Below are 18290 nucleotides of genomic sequence, written 5' to 3' on the forward strand. Positions count from 1 at the left end.
TGCCACAATGCAACGCATTCTTTTTGTTGAAGATGATCCCGAAATAGGCCAACTCATCAGCAGCTGGCTTGCCCGCCACGACATGGAGGTGCTGCTGGAACCCAGAGGCGACCTAGCGCTGGCCAGGGCCCTGGCCGAGCAGCCCGACCTGGTGCTGCTCGACATCATGCTGCCGGGGCAGGACGGCCTCTCCCTGTGCCGGGATCTGCGTCCGCGCTTCAAGGGCCCCATCGTCATGCTCACCTCACTCGACAGCGACATGAACCAGATCCTCAGCCTGGAGCTGGGTGCCAACGACTACATCCTCAAGACAACGCCGCCCCCCGTGCTGCTGGCCAGGTTGCGGGTCCAGTTCCGCCAGCAGGGACAGGCACCGCAAGCAGCCGTGGCCAGTACGCCGCCCCAGCGCCTGCAGTTCGGCCGCCTGCAGATCGACGGGCCGGGTCGGGATGTGCGCCTCGATGGCGACAGCATCCCCCTCTCCACCGCCGATTTTGACCTCTTGTGGGAGCTGGCCTGCCATGCGGGCCAGATCCTGGGACGGGAGGCGCTGTTTCGCAGCCTGCGTGGCCGCGACTACGATGGCCAGGACCGCAGCATGGATGTGGCCATCTCCCGCCTGCGCCGCAAGCTGGGAGATGACAGCAACAACCCGACCCGCATCAAGACGGTGCGCCAGAAGGGGTATCTGCTGGTGCCCCACGCCTGGGAATGAGGTTGATGCTCCCTTCTCTCCATGCGGGGGATGAGGGGGCAAAGACGCAACGCCCGGACGCAATCCAGGAAAGAGGAAAGATCCCATGCGCCGCCTGTTTATCCAGTTCTACCTGCTGCTGATCGGCTGTTTCACCCTGGCCATACTGCTGGTCGGCATCGTCTATCAGGTCAGTGCCGAGCGGGCGGGTGACCGCTATCTGGAGCGGATGATGCAAGGCTCCCTCGGCCTGCTCACCGGCGAACTGGCCCGCCTGCCGCCGGAACACTGGCCCGCACGCATGGCGGAGCAGAGCCGCCAGCTTACCCTGCCGCTGCAGATAGGCGCCCTCGCCAACCAGCCGCTGGCCAAGGAGGATCAGGCCTTTCTCGAGGCGGGCAACATAGTCATAGTCGAGGAGGATGACACCTTCCTGCAGCGCATCCCGGAGACGGATCAGGTGCTGATCGTCGGCCCCGTCCCCTACCTCTCCTACCTGCACGAGCTGCACTGGGTCGATGTGGGGCTGTTGCTGGCCATAGGTCTCTCGCTGGGTCTGCCGATCCTGCTCTGGCTGCGCCCGCACTGGCGCGGCTTGCAGCGGCTCGAACAGACGGCCCGCCGGGTCGGCGATGGGGATCTCTCCAGCCGCACCGGCCTGCCTGCCGGCAGCAGCCTGGGCCGGGTGGGACGCACCTTCGATCAGATGACGGAGCAATTGCAAGCCATGCTGGCCAGTCGCAAGCAGCTGACCGATGCCATCGCCCACGAGCTGCGCACCCCCCTGGTGCGGTTGCGCTACCGGCTCGCCATGCTGGACCCGCAGCCATCGGCAGAGGAACAACAGGGGCTGGATCGCGATCTGGGGGCACTGGACGCCCTCATCGAGGAGATGCTCACCTACGCCAGGCTCGATCGCCCCGAGCTGCCACTGCAATGCAGCGAGCTGGAGCTGGCCGGCTGGGCCGGCAGCCGTCTCCCAGACTGGCAGGCGCTGCGGCCACAAACCCGGCTCGAATTCAGTCACCCCGCCAATCCCCTGCCCTGGCGCGGCGATACCCGCCTACTGGACCGGGCGCTGGAGAACCTCATCGGCAATGCCCTGCGCCACGCCACCAGCCGGGTGACCCTCGCCATGAGCCAGCAGCAGGATCACTATCTGCTGGAGGTGGCCGACGACGGCCCCGGCATAGACCCTGCGCTGGCGCCCCAGATCTTCGAGCCCTTCGTGCGCCTGGATCAGAGCCGGGATCGCCGTACCGGCGGCGCCGGCCTCGGCCTCGCCATAGTGCGCAGCATAGCCCGCCACCACGGTGGCGAGGTGCAGTTGCTGCCGAGCAGCAGCGGTGCCCGCTTCTGCCTGAAGCTGCCCGTACATTTGGATACAAACCGTCACCAGCCACTCACTGAACCGCCATCGGAACGGCCCTAGGATGAAGTCATGGAGAAACGCTCCATGTCATCAACCCGAATGAGGAACTGGAATATGAACAAGCTGATCCCCCTGAGCCTGGCCGCTGTCTTCGCCCTGACCTCCGGCTTCACCATGGCAGCCACCCCCACCAAGGCCGCCGCTCCCCAGGCGACCCAGACCAAGGTGGTGAAAAAGCACCACAAGGCGACTCATGCCAAGGCACCGGCCGTCAAGGTCGCTCCCAAGACCAAATAAAGACGTCTCAAGCTTCCCGTAATGAAAAGGGGCCCCCAGGGGCCCCTTCTGTCGTGGTCGGTATGGTACCGCCAGTTTATTTCAGCATGTAATCTGCCGGCAGCGCGATGCGCGCCACGCCGGAAGCTACCGCCGCCAGCGCCACGGCGCGGGCCACCCGTGGCAGCAGGCGGGCATCCATCGGCTTGGGAATGACGTAATCCTTGCCGAAGGAAAGCGCGCTCACCCCGGCGGCGGTCAGCACCTCGGCCGGCACCGGCTCCTTGACCAGACCGCGGATCGCCTCCACCGCGGCTATCTTCATGGCATCGTTGATGCGGCTGGCGCGGGCGTCCAGCGCGCCGCGGAAGATGAAGGGGAAACAGAGCACGTTGTTGATCTGGTTCGGATAATCCGAGCGACCCGTGCCCATGATGAGATCGCCCCGCACCGCGTGGGCCAGGGATGGCTTGATCTCCGGGTCCGGGTTGGAGCAGGCGAAGATCACCGGGTTGGGGGCCATCAGGGCCACAGCCTCCGGAGGCAATACGTCCGGACCGGAGACGCCGACAAACACATCCGCCCCTTCAATGACATCCATCAGGGTGCGCAGCGGCGTGTCGTTGGCGAAGCGCTGCTTGTACTGGTTGAGATCGGTGCGGCCTGTGTGGATCACCCCCTGGCGATCGAGCATGAAGATGTTGTGTGGCGCGGCGCCGCACTTGATCAGCAGGTCCATGCAGGCGGTGGCGGCAGCCCCGGCCCCCATGCAGACGATGCGGCTCTGTTCGATGCGCTTGCCCTGCACTTCCAGCGCATTGAGCAGACCGGCGGCGGTGACGATGGCGGTACCGTGCTGGTCATCATGGAATACCGGGATGTCGCAGCGGGCGATCAGCGCCTGCTCGATCTCGAAGCACTCGGGCGCCTTGATGTCTTCCAGGTTGATGCCACCGAAGGTGTCGGCGATGGCCGCCACTGTGTCGATGAACTGCTGGCTGGTCTCGTGCTTCACCTCTATGTCGATGGCGTCTATGCCGGCGAAGCACTTGAACAGCAGGGCCTTGCCCTCCATCACCGGCTTGGACGCCAGCGGGCCCAGATTGCCCAGCCCCAGGATGGCGGTACCGTTGGAGATGACGGCCACCAGGTTGCCCTTGCCGGTGTAGCGGTAGGCATCATCGGGATTGGCGGCGATCTCGCGCACCGGCTCGGCCACACCCGGGCTGTAGGCCAGCGCCAGATCGTGGGCTGTCTCGGCGGGCTTGGTGAGGGCGATGGTAATCTTGCCCGGCACGGGCTGGGCATGGTAATCGAGTGCTTGTTGACGAAGATCGTGACGCAGATCGGACATGGGGGACCCCGATACGGAAGTGAATGGAGTGGTGCATTGGCTCGCCAGCGGGCGAGGGCTGGGGATCATAAAGAAAACCATCGGGCTTTCACAGAGGAAAGTATCGCCTCGCCACCACTGACAAGCCAGTAATTAGCATGTCATGCCAACCACCAATACCTATTTAGTTATAGATATGGTTTCACCCCATCACAGGGATGCCCGCTTTCGCCTCCGCCTGCCTGGCGATGGCCTCCGTCATCCCCTGGAAGATGAAGAGATGAAACGGCAGCATGGCGAGCCAGTAGGCCAGTCCCCAGGCCCCCTGGGGATGCCAGTGGGCCGTCACCTTGATGCGGGTCAGGCCGGACTCCTCCGGCAGTATGTTGAACTCCAGCCGCCCCACTCCGGGGGCCTTCATGTTGAACAGCAGATCCAGCCTGCGCCCCTCGTCGACCCCGAGGATCTGCCAGGAGTCCAGCATATCCCCCTTCACGAAGCGATCCGGGTTGGTGCGGCCACGGGTGCGGGCCGGGCCGCCGATCAGGTGATCCATCCATTCGCGCACCACCCACAGCTCGTTCATGTAGAAGTAGCGCTGCTCGCCCCCCAGCTGCTGCAACACCTGCCACACCACCTCGGGCGCGGCGAGACAGATGGCCTCCCCGCTGGCGGTGCGGTCATAGAAGCCGTACTCGGGGTGGCGCCAGCGCAGCCCCAGCGGCGTCTCCTGCCCCTGCTGCTCGGCCCCCAGCTTCTGCTCCAGCGCCAGGCTCTCCCCGAGCGCCTCGTCGAAGCTGAGCAGGGTTTGCGGCAGCAGGGCCCGCAGCGGGCCGTCATCGGCCGGGATGTCGTGCTTGAGGCCGCCCACCAGCGCCTTGGCCACGGGTTGCGGCACAGACGTGACGAATTGCAGCCACCAGGCGGAGAGACGGGGGCTCAGAAACGGGATGGGGATGATGGGACAGCGCTTGCCTATATGGGCGGCGAACTTCTGCAACTGCTGCTGATAGCTGAGCAACTCGGGGCCGACGGCGTTGAGCACCCGGCCATCCACCCCCTCGACCTCCACCAGCCTGCCGAGGTAGTGCAGCAGGTTGGAGAGCGCTATGGGTGGCGTGCGGGAGCGCACCCACTTGGGCGTGACCATCATGGGCAGGTTGAACACCAGATCCCGCATCACCTCGAAGGCGGCCGAACCCGGCCCTATGATGATGCCGGAGCGCAGTTCCACCGTCGGCACGCCCGCCTCGCGAAACAGCTCGCCACAATGGCGGCGGGAGTTGAGGTGACGGCTATTGCAGCGCTCGGGCTGGATGGCCCCCAGATAGATGATGCGGCGCACCCCGGCGGCGCGGGCGGCGGCGGCGAAGTTCTTCACCCCCTGCTGCTCCAGCCGGTGAAAATCGGCGCCGGCCCCCATTGCGTGCACCAGATAGAAGACGGTGTCTATGCCCGCCAGCGCGGGTAGCAGGGTAATGGGCTTGAGGCTGTCGGCGAGACGAAACTCCACGCCCGGCGGCAGACGGCAGGGACGACGAGCCCCGGCGATCACCCGATAACCCAGCCCTTGCAGGTGGGGCACCAGGTAAGACCCTATATATCCTGCCGCTCCCATCACCAGACATGTGCGCATCTGTTTTTCTCCCATGAGTGAGCCAACACCATAGGGCAAACCGCTTCAATACAGAACGCCACGCAATAAAAAAGGCGCCCGATGGGCGCCTTTTTCAGAATTCTTCAGAAGTAGAATTACTTCTTGGCAGTCAGACCACCGAAACGCTTGTTGAACTTGTCTACGCGGCCGCCGCTAGAAACTTCTTTCTGCTTGCCGGTATAGAACGGGTGGCATGCAGAGCACACGTCCAGGTTCAGATCTTTACCCAGGGTAGAGAAGGTATTGATGACGTTACCGCAAGAGCATTTGCAGGTGATGGCGACGTACTCGGGATGGATATTAGCTTTCATGGACAACCTCGATAATAGGCCGTGTCGCCATCCGATCTCTTGTCGGACACCACACGATTGTTGAACACAGTTTCAAAGGCTGCGAATAATATAGGAAATGCCTGAGATCAGGCAAGTGGCTTCGCAGAAAAAATAGGCAATCCCTGGTGAATTCTTCCCAAACGCTGGATCTGGTTCGTGTGGCTGTGCCGGTGCCGTTACGCCGTCACTTCGACTATCTCTCTCCCTTGCCCCTGCCTGAGCCCGGCTGTCGGGTCGAGATCCCTTTCGGCCCCCAGACCCTGGTCGGGCTGGTGGTGGAGCATCCGACCGAGAGCCAGGTGCCCCGCAACAAGCTCAAGCCCATCAAGCGAGTGCTTGACAGCGCCCCCGTGCTGGGGCCGGACATACTGGCGCTGATGGCCTGGAGCGCCAGCTACTACCAGCATCCGCTGGGAGAGGTGCTGCCCCACGCCCTGCCGGTGCTGGTGCGCAAGGGGGAGCCCGCCGCCTACCGGGAGCTGGAGTTCTGGTTTGCCACCGAGGCCGGCATGGCGATCGATCTCAACGAGCTCAAGCGGGCCGCCAAGCAGCAACAGGCCCTCGCCCTGCTGCGCAAGGGGCCGCAGACGCCGTCCGCCCTCAAGCAGGAGGAGATCCAGAGCGCGGCACTCACGGCGCTGGAGAAGAAGGGGCTGCTGGAGAAGCGCATCCTGGAGCCGAGCCATGACGGCGACTGGGCGACGCATTTTGACGCGGGAGAGGGGCTGCGCCTCAACGGCGAGCAGGCGCTGGCGGTATCCGCCGTCACCAGTCAGAGCAACCAGTTCAGCGCCTTCCTGCTGGACGGCATCACGGGGTCAGGCAAGACAGAAGTGTACCTGAGCATTCTCGAGCCCCTGCTCAAGGCGGGCAAGCAGGCGCTGGTGATGGTGCCCGAAATCGGCCTCACTCCCCAGACCATCAACCGCTTCCGTCGCCGCTTCAAGGTGCCTGTGGTGGCGATGAACTCGGCCATGAACGATCGGGAACGGCTGGATGCCTGGCTCGCCTGCCGCGATGGCGGCGCCGCCATTCTGATCGGCACCCGCTCCGCGGTGTTCACCCCGTTCAAGAACCTCGGCATCATCATCATTGACGAGGAGCACGACGGCTCCTTCAAGCAGCAGGACGGTTTTCGCTACCACGCCCGGGATCTGGCGGTGATGCGGGCCCATCGCGCCGGCATTCCCATCCTGCTCGGCTCGGCCACCCCCTCGCTGGAGACGCTGCACAACGCCAGAACCGGCAAGTATCACCACCTCAGCCTGACGCGCCGCGCCGGCAACGCCCAGACCGCCCGCCAGGTGATCCTGGACATCAAGAGCGTGCGGCTGCAGGCCGGGCTATCCCCCCAGCTGGAGCAGCTGATGGCGGAGCACCTGGTGGCCGGCAACCAGGTGATGCTGTTTCTCAACCGCCGTGGCTATGCCCCCTCGCTTATCTGCCACCAGTGTGGCTGGAGCGCCGCCTGCGAGCGCTGCGACGCCTGGTACACCTGGCATCAGGCAGGGCGTCGCCTGCACTGCCACCACTGCGACAGCGTGCGCCCCCTGCCCCACAGCTGCCCCGAGTGCGGCAGCAAGGAGCTGATAGGCTCAGGAGTCGGCACCGAGCAGCTGGAACAGCTGCTCACCACGGTTTTTCCGCAATACCCTGTGGTGCGCATCGACAGAGACAACACCCGCCGCAAGGGGGAACTGGAGACCCATCTCGGCGACATCAAGGCGGGCAAGTACAAGATCCTGATCGGCACCCAGATGCTGGCCAAGGGTCACCACTTTCCGGATGTGACGCTAGTGGGCCTGCTGGATGTGGATGGCGCCCTGTTCAGCGCCGATTTTCGCGCCGCCGAGAAGCTAGCCCAGCTCTACACCCAGGTGGCGGGGCGCGCCGGGCGCGCCAGCAAGCCCGGGCTGGTGGTGTTGCAGAGCCACCACCCGGAACATGCCCTGCTGCAGGATCTGACCCAGAACGGTTATGGCCATTTTGCGGATACCGCGCTCAAGGAGCGCCGCCTGCTGGGGCTGCCGCCCTTCAGCTATCAGGGGCTGTTCCGGGCCGAGGCCACTGGCCGTGACGAGGTGCAGCTGTTCCTCACCCGCCTCGCCGAGACACTGCGCAGCGCCCGTTACCCCCACGTGCAGGTGCTGGGGCCCATCAGCGGCTTCATGGAACGCAAGGCGGGCAAATTCCGCATGCAGCTGCTGGTACAGGGGCCGAACCGGGCAACCCTGGCACAACTGCTGGATTGGGCGGTCAAGGAGCTGGATGGCTGGCCCGAGACCAAGAAGGTGCGCTGGAGTCTGGACATAGACCCCACTGAGCTGAACTGAGCCAGTTGGTATATTGCTCAGGTGCTGGCGGCGACTCGCGATCCCGCTATGCGCCAGCCAGGGCCCGGGATCAGACCCTCAGGTCTATCTGTTGCACCCAGCCGCCCTTGCCCTGCTCGGTGAGATAGAGACCGGACTGGCGCAAGACCCCCTGATTGCCGCCCTCGCCCAGGTGATTGAAGGGGGTATCCAGAGGGTGCAGCAGTATGGCGCCTATCCCCAGCTCCACCAGCGCAACGGGGGCATTGTCCGGGCGCCAGAACTGCAGGGCCGAGAAGGATTTGTCGCCTTCATCCAGCACGCCGTTGCCATCCTCATCCAGTGCCGCCAGCTCGCCGAAGCCGTTGCCCGAGCGGGCTCCGAACAGTTCGCCGCCATCGTCTATGGTGCCGTTGCCGTTGCGATCCAGCGCCACGAAACCGCTGCCCTCGCTCAGACCCGGCAGGCTGTCGTCCTTGCCATCCTGATCTATGTCGAAGTTGACCCGCGCCTCGGTCAGATCGGCAATCTTGCCATCCAGACTGAGCACCAGCGGATCCTTGAGGGCATTGAGGGTGGTGCGGCGCTGGCTGATATCGAGCTGGCGCCAGTCGAGCACAAAGCCGAGATCGAGCTGCAGGGTCTGGCCATCCTTGGTCTCCACGCTGGCCGCCGCCACCACGTTGAGCTGCTCCCGCTGCAGCAGGGTATCGGTTACCTCCACCGCCTGATCCGGCTCGGGGGCGGCCTGAGTTGCCTCCCCTTGCGGAGTCGGCACCCCCTCCGCGGTCTGTTCGGCCGGCTTGATGGGCGTCGGCAGCTCTATCTCGTGGCCGAGCATGGCCTCTATCATCAGCTTGATGAGCCGCAGCCGATTATCCAGCCCGTCGTCGGGATTGGCCTCTTCCTCTTCCGGCTTGACCAGAGAGGGCACGCTCTCGGCACTGGCGCCGCCTGGCTGGCTCACGCTCCCCTGCATGACGCTCGCGCTGACGGTGCGCATCAGCTCGGCCACCACCCGATCCGTCGTGGGCGTGGCCTCATTCCCGGCAGGGCTCCCGGGCACGGCAGGGGCGACGGGCCCGAGGTTGCGTACCTTGCGAGCCTGCAGCTGTTGATACTGGTGCTGTACCTCTCCCTGGAGATCGTAGTGATCGATGCGCATACGTTGATCCTCGGCGCCATACATCTGGTCAGTTATCGACCGGATGTCGTGTCAGGCTTAACACCGATTGGCTATATCAGAGCGTGGCAGCCTCGCCATCGGCACATAACAAGGCCAGGGCCAATGATCTGGCCTGCTCCAGCGCCAACGGCTGCTGATAGCTGTGGGCCATCACCACTGCCCCCTCCAGCAGCAGGCAGAGCCCGGTGGCGTGCGAGAGGCTGCACCCGAGCTGCGCCCTGACCCAGTTCAGCAGCGCCTGCTTGTGTGCCACCACCAGCTTGCGAACCGGATGACGCGGGTCGGCAAACTCGGCGCTGGCATTGATGAAGTTGCAGCCATAGAAGTCGCTGCGGCCAAACCACTCCCCGAATCCGTCGAACAGGGCGTGCAACCGATCCTCCCTGCCCTCCCGACCCGCGAGCCGTGCCTCAAGCAGGGCAAAAAACTCCCGTTCACGGGACAGCAGCACCTCTTCGATCAGCGCATCCTTGGTGGGAAAGTGACGGTAGAGGGTACGCTTGGTGCTCCCTGCCTCCGCCCAGATGCGATCTATGCCGGTTGCGTGAAAGCCATGACGATTGAACAGCCGATAGGCGGTTTCCATCAGCTGCTGCCGTTTTTCACTCACGTCATTTTCTCCTTGAAGTACACCGATCTGTCTACCTAATGTGCCTAATCACGTCAGACAAACCAAGAGGGAAACGTGATGACAAAATGGTATGGCCCGTTATGGGCAGGCGTGGGCGCGGCACTGGCGATCGGGGTGTTGGGCTGGCTGAACATCAGCTGGCACACGGCCCTGATCATGGCGCCCTTCGGGGCAAGCTGCGTGCTGCTGTTTTCACTGCCGGCCAGCCCGCTGGCCCGCCCGTACAATCTGCTCGGGGGCCACCTGCTGACGGCCACGGTCGGCCTGCTGGTACAGTCGCTCCCCTTGCCGCTGGAACTGCAGCTGGCATTGGGAGTGGGGCTGGCCATAGCGCTGATGCAGGGCCTGAACCTCATACACCCGCCCGCCGGCGCCAACCCCCTGCTGGTGTTGATGACAGGACAGACGTGGCCCTTCCTGTGGCACACAGTGCTGCCCGGTGCCTTGCTGCTGATCCTGTTGGGCCACGGCTTTCAGCGGGTGCGGCTGTGGCGGCCCAAGGCCATATAAACAACAAGGGAGGCCAAAGCCTCCCTTGTTGTGATTCATGCCAATACCCTTACTTGGCGGCCTGGGAAACACCTTCCAGCCGCACTTCCACCCGGCGATCCGGTGCCAGACAGGCGATCAGCGCAGGCTTGGAACCGCTGCTGCAGTTGTTGCCGGTCACGGGGGAGGACTTGCCACGCCCCTCGACCCGCACCTTGTCGGCAAACAGCCCCTTGGCGATCAGGTAGTCGGCCACGCTGCGGGCACGCTGCTCCGACAGGGACTGGTTGTAGGCATCGGAGCCTATGCGGTCGGTATGTCCGATCACGGTCGCCACGCCATCCTTGGGATTGGCGGCCACTATCTGGCTGAACAGGGTATCGAGCGCCTGACTGGCGGCCGGCTTCAGGGTGGCCTTGTTGAACTCGAACAGCACGTCCGAGCTCAGGCTGAACTGCTGGGTGACGACCACGGCGGCGGGAGCGGGCGCTGCGGCCGGCGCAGGTGCCGGGGCCACCACATCGCCCCCCTGCTGACCGAAGCGGTAGAGCATGCCGACGGAGAGCAGGCCGTTATCCATCTCTATGCCGGAGCGATCGAGGGAGGCGTCCCCCAGCGGCGTTGTGTACTGATATTCGATACGGGCAGCCCAATCACGGTCAATCGCGTATTCGGCCCCCAGCGCCCCGACAAACGCGGCCCCATGCTTGTTGCCTGTCTCCTTGATGAAATCGGTCGAGGTCTGGGCCGACAGCTCGCTGTTGGTCCAGGCGTAGCCGCCGCCGATCCGGCCATAGAGATCCAGCGCGTCGTTGACCGGGAAACCTATCTTCATGGTGGCCTGGATCATCTGGCTCTTGGCTTCTCCCTCCACCCTGACCCCGCTCAGATCACCGGACGAGGTGTACTTGCCGAACCAGTCATAGCCGAACTCGAAACCCAGGTTGGGGTTGAGCTGATAACCGGCGAACGCACCCAGCCCGAGTGCATCCTTGCTGGTGCTGGTGTTTTGCAGCGCGCCCAGGGTATCCGAGACCACCTGCTTCTGGTCGACATCGAAGTAGTTGGACCAACCGGCCTTGCCGCCGGCATACCAGGTGTTGTCCTGGGCGGCAGCCTGCACGGCCCCCGTCGTAAGCAGGCCGCTGACCAGCACGGCAAGTATCGATTTGTTCATGGTGAAAGCCTCTGCAATGAGTCGTTATGGGCGCGCTATGCGCTTATCTTCCCTGATGGGGCGAACCCGGCCCCGTTCATCAGGTTATCCCATCTCTCGCCGGCCTCAAATGACTTGGGACTCAAGAGTGTGAAGCTGACGACATTCCCGACTGGAAAAACGGCGCAGATGCAGGATCGCAATAAAGGTCCGGGCGGCAACCGGGCCCAGCAGGTTGCCCCTGCCTGTCAGCCGCCACGACCGCAAAAAAAGAGGGAGGCTTGCGGCCTCCCTGCTTGTGTTCTGCGGGTCATCAGCTGGCCAGAAACAGCCGGTAGGCGGGGTCGTCACTGACCTCTTTCCAACCGTAGCCAATCTCGCGCAGGTAGTCGTGGAAGGCGGCCACGTCCTCGTCCGGCAGCTCGAAGGCGCAGAGCACGCGGCCGTAGTCGGCGCCGTGGTTACGGTAGTGGAACAGGCTGATGTTCCAACGACAGCCGAGGGTCTCCAGGAAACGCATCAGGGCGCCCGGTTGCTCCGGAAACTTGAAGCTGTAGAGACGTTCACCCAGGGGCCGGGCCGGGCGGCCGCCAATCATGTAGCGCACGTGGTTCTTGGCCAGCTCGCTCTCAGTCATGTTGACCACAGGGTAGCCATTTCCCTCCAGCTGATGCTGGATCTGGGTCAGCTCCTCGTCGCCGCCGGTCAGGCGCACCGAGACGAACAGAGACGCCTGGGCCGCATCGGCGTAGCGATAGTTGAACTCGGTCACCATGCGCGGGCCGAGCTGACGACAGAAGTCGAGGAAGGCCCCCTTGCGCTCGGGTATGGTCACCGCCAGCATGCCCTCGCGCTTCTCGCCTATCTCGCAGCGCTCCGACACGTAGCGCAGGCTGTGGAAGTTGACGTTGGCGCCGGACAAGATGGCCGCCATCCGGCCGCCCTTGACCTGCTCGCGCTCGCTGTAGGCCTTGAGCCCTGCCAGCGACAGGGCGCCAGAGGGTTCGGCGATGGCACGGCAGTCGTCGAAGATGTCTTTGAGCGCGGCGCAGATCTGGTCGTTGGAGACGGTCACCACCTCGTCCAGATACTGGTTGCACAGTCGAAACGTCTCTGTGCCGATGCGCTTGACCGCCACTCCATCGGCAAACAGCGAGACCCGATCCAGATTGACCGGCTCGCCGGCTTCCATGGCGGCCTTGAGGCAGGCGGAGCCTTCCGCCTCCACCCCGATCACCTTCACATCCGGCAGCAACTGCTTGATGTAGACGGCCACACCGGCGGCCAGGCCGCCGCCCCCCACAGGCACGAAGACGTGGGTGAGGTGGGTATCCTGCTCCAGCAGCTCCTTGCCGATAGTACCCTGGCCCGCGATCACCTCGACGTCGTCAAACGGCGGTATCAGGGTGTAGCCCTCCAGTTCGGAGAGGCGGCGGCTCTCGGCATAGGCCTCGTCGAAGCTGTTGCCAAACAGCATGACGTTGCCACCCAGCCGGCGCACCGCATCTATCTTGATGTCCGGCGTGGTCTTGGGCATCACTATGATGGCCTTGATGCCGAGCTTGGCCGCCGACAGGGCGACCCCCTGGGCATGGTTGCCGGCAGAGGCGGCGATGACGCCGTGATCCTTCTGCTCCTGGGTCAGGGTGGCGATCTTGTGGTAGGCACCGCGCAGCTTGAAGGAGTGCACAGGTTGCAAGTCTTCCCGCTTGAGGGAGACCTGGTTGCCGAGCCGCTCGGACAATTTTTTAAGGGTCTGCAAGGGGGTCACCCGCGCCGCCTCATAGACGGGGGAGAGCAACACCTTGCGTAGATAATCTGCCGCAGAGACCATGGTTACTCCTCCGTCTTGCCGGGATGAACGCACACCATGCTCGGCACGGCGCAGACGGAATACGGGTAATTTGCCTTGAGTGTCATCATCACTCCTCCAGCTTGCTGCGATCTCGTACCGCGCCCTTGTCGGCACTGGTAGCGAGCATGGCGTAGGCGCGCAGGGCAAAGGAGACCTGACGCTGACGGTCCAGCGGCTTCCAGCCACGGGCCGAGGCGGCAACGCGGCGGGCGGCCAGCACACTGTCGGCCACCTCCAGCACCATGCTGCGGGCCGGAATATTGATGTTTATGATGTCGCCATCTTCCACCAGACCTATGGTGCCGCCGGAGGCCGCCTCCGGCGAGACGTGGCCGATGGAAAGACCCGAGGTGCCGCCTGAGAAGCGGCCGTCGGTGATCAGGGCGCACTGCTTGCCCAATCCCATGGACTTGAGATAGGTGGTGGGATAGAGCATCTCCTGCATGCCGGGACCCCCTTTTGGCCCTTCGTAGCGGATCACTACCACTTCACCGGCCTTGACTGTGCCATCCAGGATGCCGGCAACCGCCGTGTCCTGGCTCTCGAATACCCGGGCCGGGCCACGGAAGCAGAGGTTTTCGTCATCCACGCCGGCCGTTTTGACGATGGCGCCATCAAGGGCCAGATTGCCGGAGAGCACGGCCAGGCCGCCCTCCAGGCTGTAGGCATTGTTCAGCGAGCGGATGCAGCCCTCGGCTCTGTCCACATCCAGCTCGGGCCAGCGGCAATCCTGGCTGAACGCCTTGGTGGTGCGGATCCCGGCCGGACCGGCGCGGTAGAAGTCCACCACCTCCTGGCTCGGCTGGCGGCTGACGTCATATTCGTTGAGCAGTTCGGCCAGGGAGCCGCCCAGTACGGTGCGGGTATCGCCGTGCACCAGACCCGCCTTCTCCAGCTGGCCCAGGATGGCGACCACGCCACCGGCGCGGTGCACGTCTTCCATGTGGTACTTCTGGGTAGAGGGCGCCACCTTGCACAGCTGGGGCACCTTGCGCGACATGCGGTCGATGTCGGCCATGGTGAAGTCCACCCCGGCCTCCTGCGCCGCCGCCAGCAGGTGCAGCACCGTATTGGTGGAGCCGCCCATGGCGATGTCCAGCGCCATGGCATTCTCGAACGCCGCCTTGGTGGCGATGTTGCGCGGCAGGGCCGTCTCGTCATCCTGCTCATACCAGCGCTTGGCCAGGGTGACGATGCGCTGGCCGGCCAGCTTGAACAGCTGCTCGCGATCGGCGTGGGTCGCCAGCATGGAACCGTTGCCCGGCTGGGAGAGGCCGAGCGCCTCGGTCAGGCAGTTCATGGAGTTGGCGGTGAACATGCCGGAGCAGGAGCCGCAGGTGGGGCAGGCACTGCGCTCTATCTGATCGCTCTGGGCATCGGAGACCTTGGGATCGGCGCCCTGGATCATGGCATCCACCAGATCCAGCTTGATGATCTGATCCGACAGCTTGGTCTTGCCCGCCTCCATGGGGCCGCCGGAGACGAAGATCACGGGTATGTTGATGCGCAGGGCGGCCATCAGCATCCCCGGAGTGATCTTGTCGCAGTTGGAGATGCAGACCATGGCGTCGGCGCAGTGGGCGTTGACCATGTACTCCACCGAGTCGGCGATCAGCTCCCGGGACGGCAGGGAATAGAGCATGCCGCCGTGGCCCATGGCGATGCCGTCATCCACGGCGATTGTGTTGAACTCCTTGGCGACGCCACCCGCGGCTTCGATCTCGCGGGCCACCAGCTGGCCCAAATCCTTGAGGTGAACGTGGCCAGGTACGAACTGGGTGAAGGAGTTGACCACGGCTATGATGGGCTTGCCAAAATCCTGATCTGTCATGCCGGTGGCACGCCAGAGGGCGCGGGCCCCGGCCATGTTACGTCCGTGGGTGGTGGTGGCGGATCTCAACTTCGGCATTGTCTCTACTCCCTGAATGCCCATGGGGCGCATGATTTCTTGAATGTGTGACTCGCGGATCGGGAATCGATCCTGGTCAGGGCATGACGCTGATGCCCTGACCGGAAGCGACTCGGGGAGGCGTCACGCCTCCCCTCTCTCATCAGTCGTTGACCGGCGTCAGCCAGCCCCACTTGTCCTCGGTCTGACCGTTGAACAGGCCAAAGAAGGCGTTCTGCAACTGCTCGGTCACGGGGCCACGACAGCCGGCGCCTACCTTCATCCGATCCACCGAACGCACAGGTGTCACCTCGGCGGCTGTGCCCGTCATGAAGATCTCGTCTGCGACGTAGAGCGCCTCACGGGGCAGCGCCTGCTCGCGCACCTCATAGCCGAGATCGCGGGCCAGCGTCATTATGGTGTCGCGGGTGATGCCGGGCAGGATGGCGGCGGTGGCGGGCGGGGTGAACAGCACACCGTTCTTCACCAGGAACAGGTTCTCCCCCGCCCCCTCGCTCAGGTAACCGTTCACATCCAGTGCCAGCCCTTCGGCATAGCCGTTGCGCTTGGCTTCCCGGCTGATCAGCTGGGAGGACAAATAGTTGCCGCCAGCCTTGGCACCGGTGGGGATGGTGTTGGGGGCGAGCCGGTTCCAGGAGGTGACGCACACATCCACCCCGTTTTTCAGCCCCTCTTCCCCCAGATAGGCGCCCCACGGCAGGGCCGCCACCATGAGATCGGCCTTGGCATCCAGCGGCGGATGCAACCCCAGCCCCACGTTGCCGACAAAGGCCAGCGGGCGCAGATAACCGCTCTTCAGGCCGTTCTCGCGCACCACTGTGCGGCAGGCTTCATTCACCTCGGCCTCGCTGTAGGGGACATCCATCCAGTAGATTTTGGCGGAGTCGAACAGGCGGCGGGTGTGCTCCTGCAGCCGGAAGATGCAGGTGCCCTTGGGGGTATCGTAGGCGCGCACACCCTCGAACACGGAGGAGCCGTAGTGCAGGGCGTGGCTCATGACGTGCACCTGGGCATCCTGCCAGGGCACCAGGCTGCCGTTGAACCAGATGTACTTGGGCTGAGTGGGGGATTGGGAAGGCTGTGACATTGCAGTTGCTCCTTAAGCTCTGATCCGGGGTTGCTGTTCCAGTGCATCGACCCGGGAGACGTCCACCAGCTTGACCAGCTGGCTCCATAACTGCTGGATGGGACGCTCCGACTCGACAGTAACCGTGATCCGCAGCTGTTGGCAATCTTGCTCCGCTCTCGTTTCCATAGTGAGAGCGCAGAGAGCGAAGCCGCGGTGGCGCACCACCCTCAGTACCCGCTCCATCACTTCGGGTCTGGGCTGGGCGTGAATATGCAGGGTGTGTTGTGCAGCTGCTGGCTGCGCAAAGGTGTGCGGGTTCATGGGCGTTGCTCCATCATCTTGTGGTTGGCGACACCTGGCGGGACCAGGGGCCAGACGTTTTCTTCCTCTGAAATGGCCACATGCAGCAGATAGGCGCTCTCGCTTGCCAGCAGGCGCTCGAGGGCACCGGCTATCTGCTCCTTGCATGTGATGGTCTCGCCCGGAATGCCGAACGCGGCGGCCAGGGCGACGAAATCCGGGTTGTCTGAGAGTATGGTTTCGCTGTAACGGCCGTCGAAGAACAGCTCCTGCCACTGGCGCACCATGCCGAGACGCTGGTTGTCGATCAGCACCATCTTCACCTTGAGCTGGGCCCGGCGGATGGTGCCGAGCTCCTGCACGTTCATCATGAAGGAGCCGTCACCGCTCACCAGCACCACCTCGTCATCGGGGCGCGACATCTTGGCGCCGATGGCGGCGGGCAGGCCGAACCCCATGGTGCCGAGGCCTGCACTGGAGAGGTGGTTGCGCGGGCTGGTAAAGCGCATGTGCTGTGCCACCCACATCTGGTGCTGGCCGACGTCGCAGGCCACCACGCTGGTGTCCGGCAGACGGGCCGACAGCTGCTTGAGCAGGGCCGGGGCATAGATGGGCTGGCCGGGATGGTCGTAGCGAAACGCGTACTCGCGGGCCATGTTCGCGCAGTGCTCACGCCAGGGATCTATGGCCAGCGCCATGGCCAGGGCGGGCAACACCCGCTTGAGATCCGTGGTGATGCCCACCTCGGCGGCGCGGCGCTTGCCGAACTCGGCGGCATCCACGTCCAGATGGATCACCTTGGCATCGGGGGCAAACTCCTCCAGCTTGCCGGTCACCCTGTCATCGAAACGGGCACCCACCACCACCAGCAGATCGCTCTGCTGCACCGCATAGTTGGCGGCCTTGGTGCCGTGCATGCCGAGCATGCCCAGATAGACGGGGCTGTCGGGATCCAGCGCCCCTATCCCCTTGAGGGTGGTGACGGCCGGCATGCCGGTGACGGCGGCAAACTCGCGCAGTTGCTGCTCGGCATTGGCCATGCCCACACCGCCACCGACGTAGAGCACGGGGCGCTCGGCACCGGCCAGCAGGGTGCGGGCCAGGGTCAGCTCGGCCGGATTGAGGGGCTCTGGCTCCTCCACCGCAAACAGCGGGCTCTGGGTCGGCACGGCGGCCAGCTGCACATCCTTGGGAAAGTCGATGAGTACCGGACCCGGGCGCCCTTCGGTGGCGATGGCGAAGGCTTCCGCCAGCACCCTGCCCAGATCGGCGGCATCCGTCACCATGAAGGAGTGCTTGGTGCAGGAGAGGGACATGCCGAGCACGTCGACCTCCTGAAACGCATCCGTGCCGATGGCAGAACAGGGCACCTGACCACTGATGGCCACCAGGGGCACGGAATCGAGCAGCGCCTCCGCCAGCCCGGTCACCAGATTGGTGGCGCCGGGGCCCGAGGTGGCGATGCAGACCCCCACCTGACCGGAGGCACGGGCGTAGCCCACCGCCGCCATGGCGGCCCCCTGTTCGTGGCGGCAGAGCTGATGGGCAAGACCCCCGTCATACAGGGCGTCGTAGACCGGCATTATGGCTCCGCCCGGGTAACCAAACACCTGGGTCACACCCTGTTTCTTGAGAGCCTGTACCAAAAACTGCGCGCCGTTCATGTGGAAAATCCTGTCCTGTAGTCGAAAAAAAACCCCCGAGCTGTGAGGCTCGGGG

General features: G+C 64.3%; 16 protein-coding genes. 5 read left to right on the forward strand and 11 right to left on the reverse strand.

Annotated features, from left to right (window positions below; genetic code table 11):
- The first annotated feature begins 7 nt into the window (after positions 1–7).
- The 3 genes from rstA (at position 8) to IU367_RS21125 (ending at position 2363) form a co-directional block, all read left to right on the forward strand.
- On the forward strand, positions 8–715 hold the full coding sequence (rstA, locus tag IU367_RS21115) for a two-component system response regulator RstA (RefSeq protein WP_172955244.1): 708 nt from the start codon (positions 8–10) through the stop codon (positions 713–715).
- 85 nt (positions 716–800) lie between these two features.
- The gene (rstB, locus tag IU367_RS21120) at positions 801–2126 is read left to right on the forward strand and encodes a two-component system sensor histidine kinase RstB (protein WP_098981468.1); all 1326 of its coding nucleotides are present in this window, start codon (positions 801–803) and stop codon (positions 2124–2126) included.
- A gap of 54 nt (positions 2127–2180) precedes the next feature.
- Positions 2181–2363: a hypothetical protein gene (locus IU367_RS21125; protein ID WP_021138483.1), complete on the forward strand. Its 183-nt coding sequence runs from the start codon at positions 2181–2183 to the stop codon at positions 2361–2363.
- Between the two features lie 76 nt (positions 2364–2439).
- Here IU367_RS21125 and IU367_RS21130 read toward each other — a convergent pair whose 3' ends face one another.
- The 3 genes from IU367_RS21130 to rpmE all read right to left on the reverse strand — a co-directional run bounded on the left by IU367_RS21130 (position 2440) and on the right by rpmE (position 5643).
- The gene (locus IU367_RS21130) at positions 2440–3696 is read right to left on the reverse strand and encodes a malic enzyme-like NAD(P)-binding protein (RefSeq protein WP_098981464.1); all 1257 of its coding nucleotides are present in this window, start codon (positions 3694–3696) and stop codon (positions 2440–2442) included.
- Between the two features lie 181 nt (positions 3697–3877).
- The gene (locus IU367_RS21135; protein WP_274453012.1) at positions 3878–5311 is read right to left on the reverse strand and encodes a DUF2867 domain-containing protein; all 1434 of its coding nucleotides are present in this window, start codon (positions 5309–5311) and stop codon (positions 3878–3880) included.
- 116 nt (positions 5312–5427) lie between these two features.
- Entirely contained in the window at positions 5428–5643 is a 216-nt protein-coding gene (gene rpmE / locus IU367_RS21140) for a 50S ribosomal protein L31 (protein WP_033129027.1), read from the reverse strand.
- 146 nt (positions 5644–5789) lie between these two features.
- Here rpmE and priA point away from each other — a divergent pair, with 146 nt between their 5' ends.
- Positions 5790–7997 (forward strand): primosomal protein N', encoded by a 2208-nt coding sequence (gene priA / locus IU367_RS21145; protein WP_274453014.1) that lies wholly within the window; start codon positions 5790–5792, stop codon positions 7995–7997.
- A 70-nt stretch (positions 7998–8067) separates the two neighbouring features.
- On the opposite strand, the gene IU367_RS21150 is transcribed toward priA, so the two are convergent.
- Together IU367_RS21150 and IU367_RS21155 are read right to left on the reverse strand one after the other, a co-directional pair.
- On the reverse strand, positions 8068–9165 hold the full coding sequence (locus IU367_RS21150) for an EF-hand domain-containing protein (protein ID WP_274453015.1): 1098 nt from the start codon (positions 9163–9165) through the stop codon (positions 8068–8070).
- Positions 9166–9217: 52 nt separating this feature from the next.
- Positions 9218–9772, reverse strand: coding sequence for a TetR/AcrR family transcriptional regulator (locus IU367_RS21155; RefSeq protein WP_274453016.1), 555 nt, complete (start codon positions 9770–9772; stop codon positions 9218–9220).
- A 78-nt stretch (positions 9773–9850) separates the two neighbouring features.
- Between IU367_RS21155 and IU367_RS21160 the strand changes: the two genes are divergently transcribed.
- Positions 9851–10303 carry an HPP family protein gene (locus tag IU367_RS21160; RefSeq protein ID WP_420796488.1) on the forward strand — a complete coding sequence of 151 codons (453 nt, stop codon included), beginning with the start codon at positions 9851–9853 and terminating at the stop codon, positions 10301–10303.
- A gap of 49 nt (positions 10304–10352) precedes the next feature.
- Here the strand turns inward: IU367_RS21160 and ompA are convergent, their stop codons facing one another.
- The 6 genes from ompA to ilvG all read right to left on the reverse strand — a co-directional run bounded on the left by ompA (position 10353) and on the right by ilvG (position 18235).
- Positions 10353–11459: a porin OmpA gene (ompA, locus tag IU367_RS21165; RefSeq protein WP_274453017.1), complete on the reverse strand. Its 1107-nt coding sequence runs from the start codon at positions 11457–11459 to the stop codon at positions 10353–10355.
- 292 nt (positions 11460–11751) lie between these two features.
- Positions 11752–13272 carry a threonine ammonia-lyase, biosynthetic gene (gene ilvA / locus IU367_RS21170; protein ID WP_241326161.1) on the reverse strand — a complete coding sequence of 507 codons (1521 nt, stop codon included), beginning with the start codon at positions 13270–13272 and terminating at the stop codon, positions 11752–11754.
- 88 nt (positions 13273–13360) lie between these two features.
- On the reverse strand, positions 13361–15202 hold the full coding sequence (ilvD, locus tag IU367_RS21175; RefSeq protein WP_274453018.1) for a dihydroxy-acid dehydratase: 1842 nt from the start codon (positions 15200–15202) through the stop codon (positions 13361–13363).
- 142 nt (positions 15203–15344) lie between these two features.
- Entirely contained in the window at positions 15345–16289 is a 945-nt protein-coding gene (locus IU367_RS21180) for a branched-chain amino acid transaminase (RefSeq protein ID WP_274453019.1), read from the reverse strand.
- A 12-nt stretch (positions 16290–16301) separates the two neighbouring features.
- Positions 16302–16592 carry an acetolactate synthase 2 small subunit gene (gene ilvM / locus IU367_RS21185; RefSeq protein WP_043142928.1) on the reverse strand — a complete coding sequence of 97 codons (291 nt, stop codon included), beginning with the start codon at positions 16590–16592 and terminating at the stop codon, positions 16302–16304.
- Positions 16589–18235: an acetolactate synthase 2 catalytic subunit gene (ilvG, locus tag IU367_RS21190; RefSeq protein ID WP_274453020.1), complete on the reverse strand. Its 1647-nt coding sequence runs from the start codon at positions 18233–18235 to the stop codon at positions 16589–16591. The genes ilvM and ilvG overlap by 4 nt, the downstream gene beginning before the upstream one ends.
- Positions 18236–18290: the final 55 nt, after the last annotated feature.

Origin of the sequence: Aeromonas bestiarum, assembly GCF_028751155.1 — a bacterium.
Lineage (GTDB): Bacteria > Pseudomonadota > Gammaproteobacteria > Enterobacterales > Aeromonadaceae > Aeromonas > Aeromonas bestiarum.

Excerpts from the sequence above, each read along its gene's own strand:
- ompA (WP_274453017.1), bottom strand. The coding sequence starts at position 11,459 with ATGAACAAATCGATACTTGCCGTGCTGGTCAGCGGCCTGCTTACGACG.
- IU367_RS21180 (WP_274453019.1), bottom strand. The coding sequence starts at position 16,289 with ATGTCACAGCCTTCCCAATCCCCCACTCAGCCCAAGTACATCTGGTTC.
- IU367_RS21130 (WP_098981464.1), bottom strand. The coding sequence starts at position 3,696 with ATGTCCGATCTGCGTCACGATCTTCGTCAACAAGCACTCGATTACCAT.
- ilvG (WP_274453020.1), bottom strand. The coding sequence starts at position 18,235 with ATGAACGGCGCGCAGTTTTTGGTACAGGCTCTCAAGAAACAGGGTGTG.
- IU367_RS21160 (WP_420796488.1), top strand. The coding sequence starts at position 9,851 with ATGACAAAATGGTATGGCCCGTTATGGGCAGGCGTGGGCGCGGCACTG.
- ilvA (WP_241326161.1), bottom strand. The coding sequence starts at position 13,272 with ATGGTCTCTGCGGCAGATTATCTACGCAAGGTGTTGCTCTCCCCCGTC.
- IU367_RS21150 (WP_274453015.1), bottom strand. The coding sequence starts at position 9,165 with ATGTATGGCGCCGAGGATCAACGTATGCGCATCGATCACTACGATCTC.
- IU367_RS21135 (WP_274453012.1), bottom strand. The coding sequence starts at position 5,311 with ATGCGCACATGTCTGGTGATGGGAGCGGCAGGATATATAGGGTCTTAC.
- ilvM (WP_043142928.1), bottom strand. The coding sequence starts at position 16,592 with ATGAACCCGCACACCTTTGCGCAGCCAGCAGCTGCACAACACACCCTG.
- ilvD (WP_274453018.1), bottom strand. The coding sequence starts at position 15,202 with ATGCCGAAGTTGAGATCCGCCACCACCACCCACGGACGTAACATGGCC.
- IU367_RS21125 (WP_021138483.1), top strand. The coding sequence starts at position 2,181 with ATGAACAAGCTGATCCCCCTGAGCCTGGCCGCTGTCTTCGCCCTGACC.
- rstB (WP_098981468.1), top strand. The coding sequence starts at position 801 with ATGCGCCGCCTGTTTATCCAGTTCTACCTGCTGCTGATCGGCTGTTTC.
- rpmE (WP_033129027.1), bottom strand. The coding sequence starts at position 5,643 with ATGAAAGCTAATATCCATCCCGAGTACGTCGCCATCACCTGCAAATGC.
- rstA (WP_172955244.1), top strand. The coding sequence starts at position 8 with ATGCAACGCATTCTTTTTGTTGAAGATGATCCCGAAATAGGCCAACTC.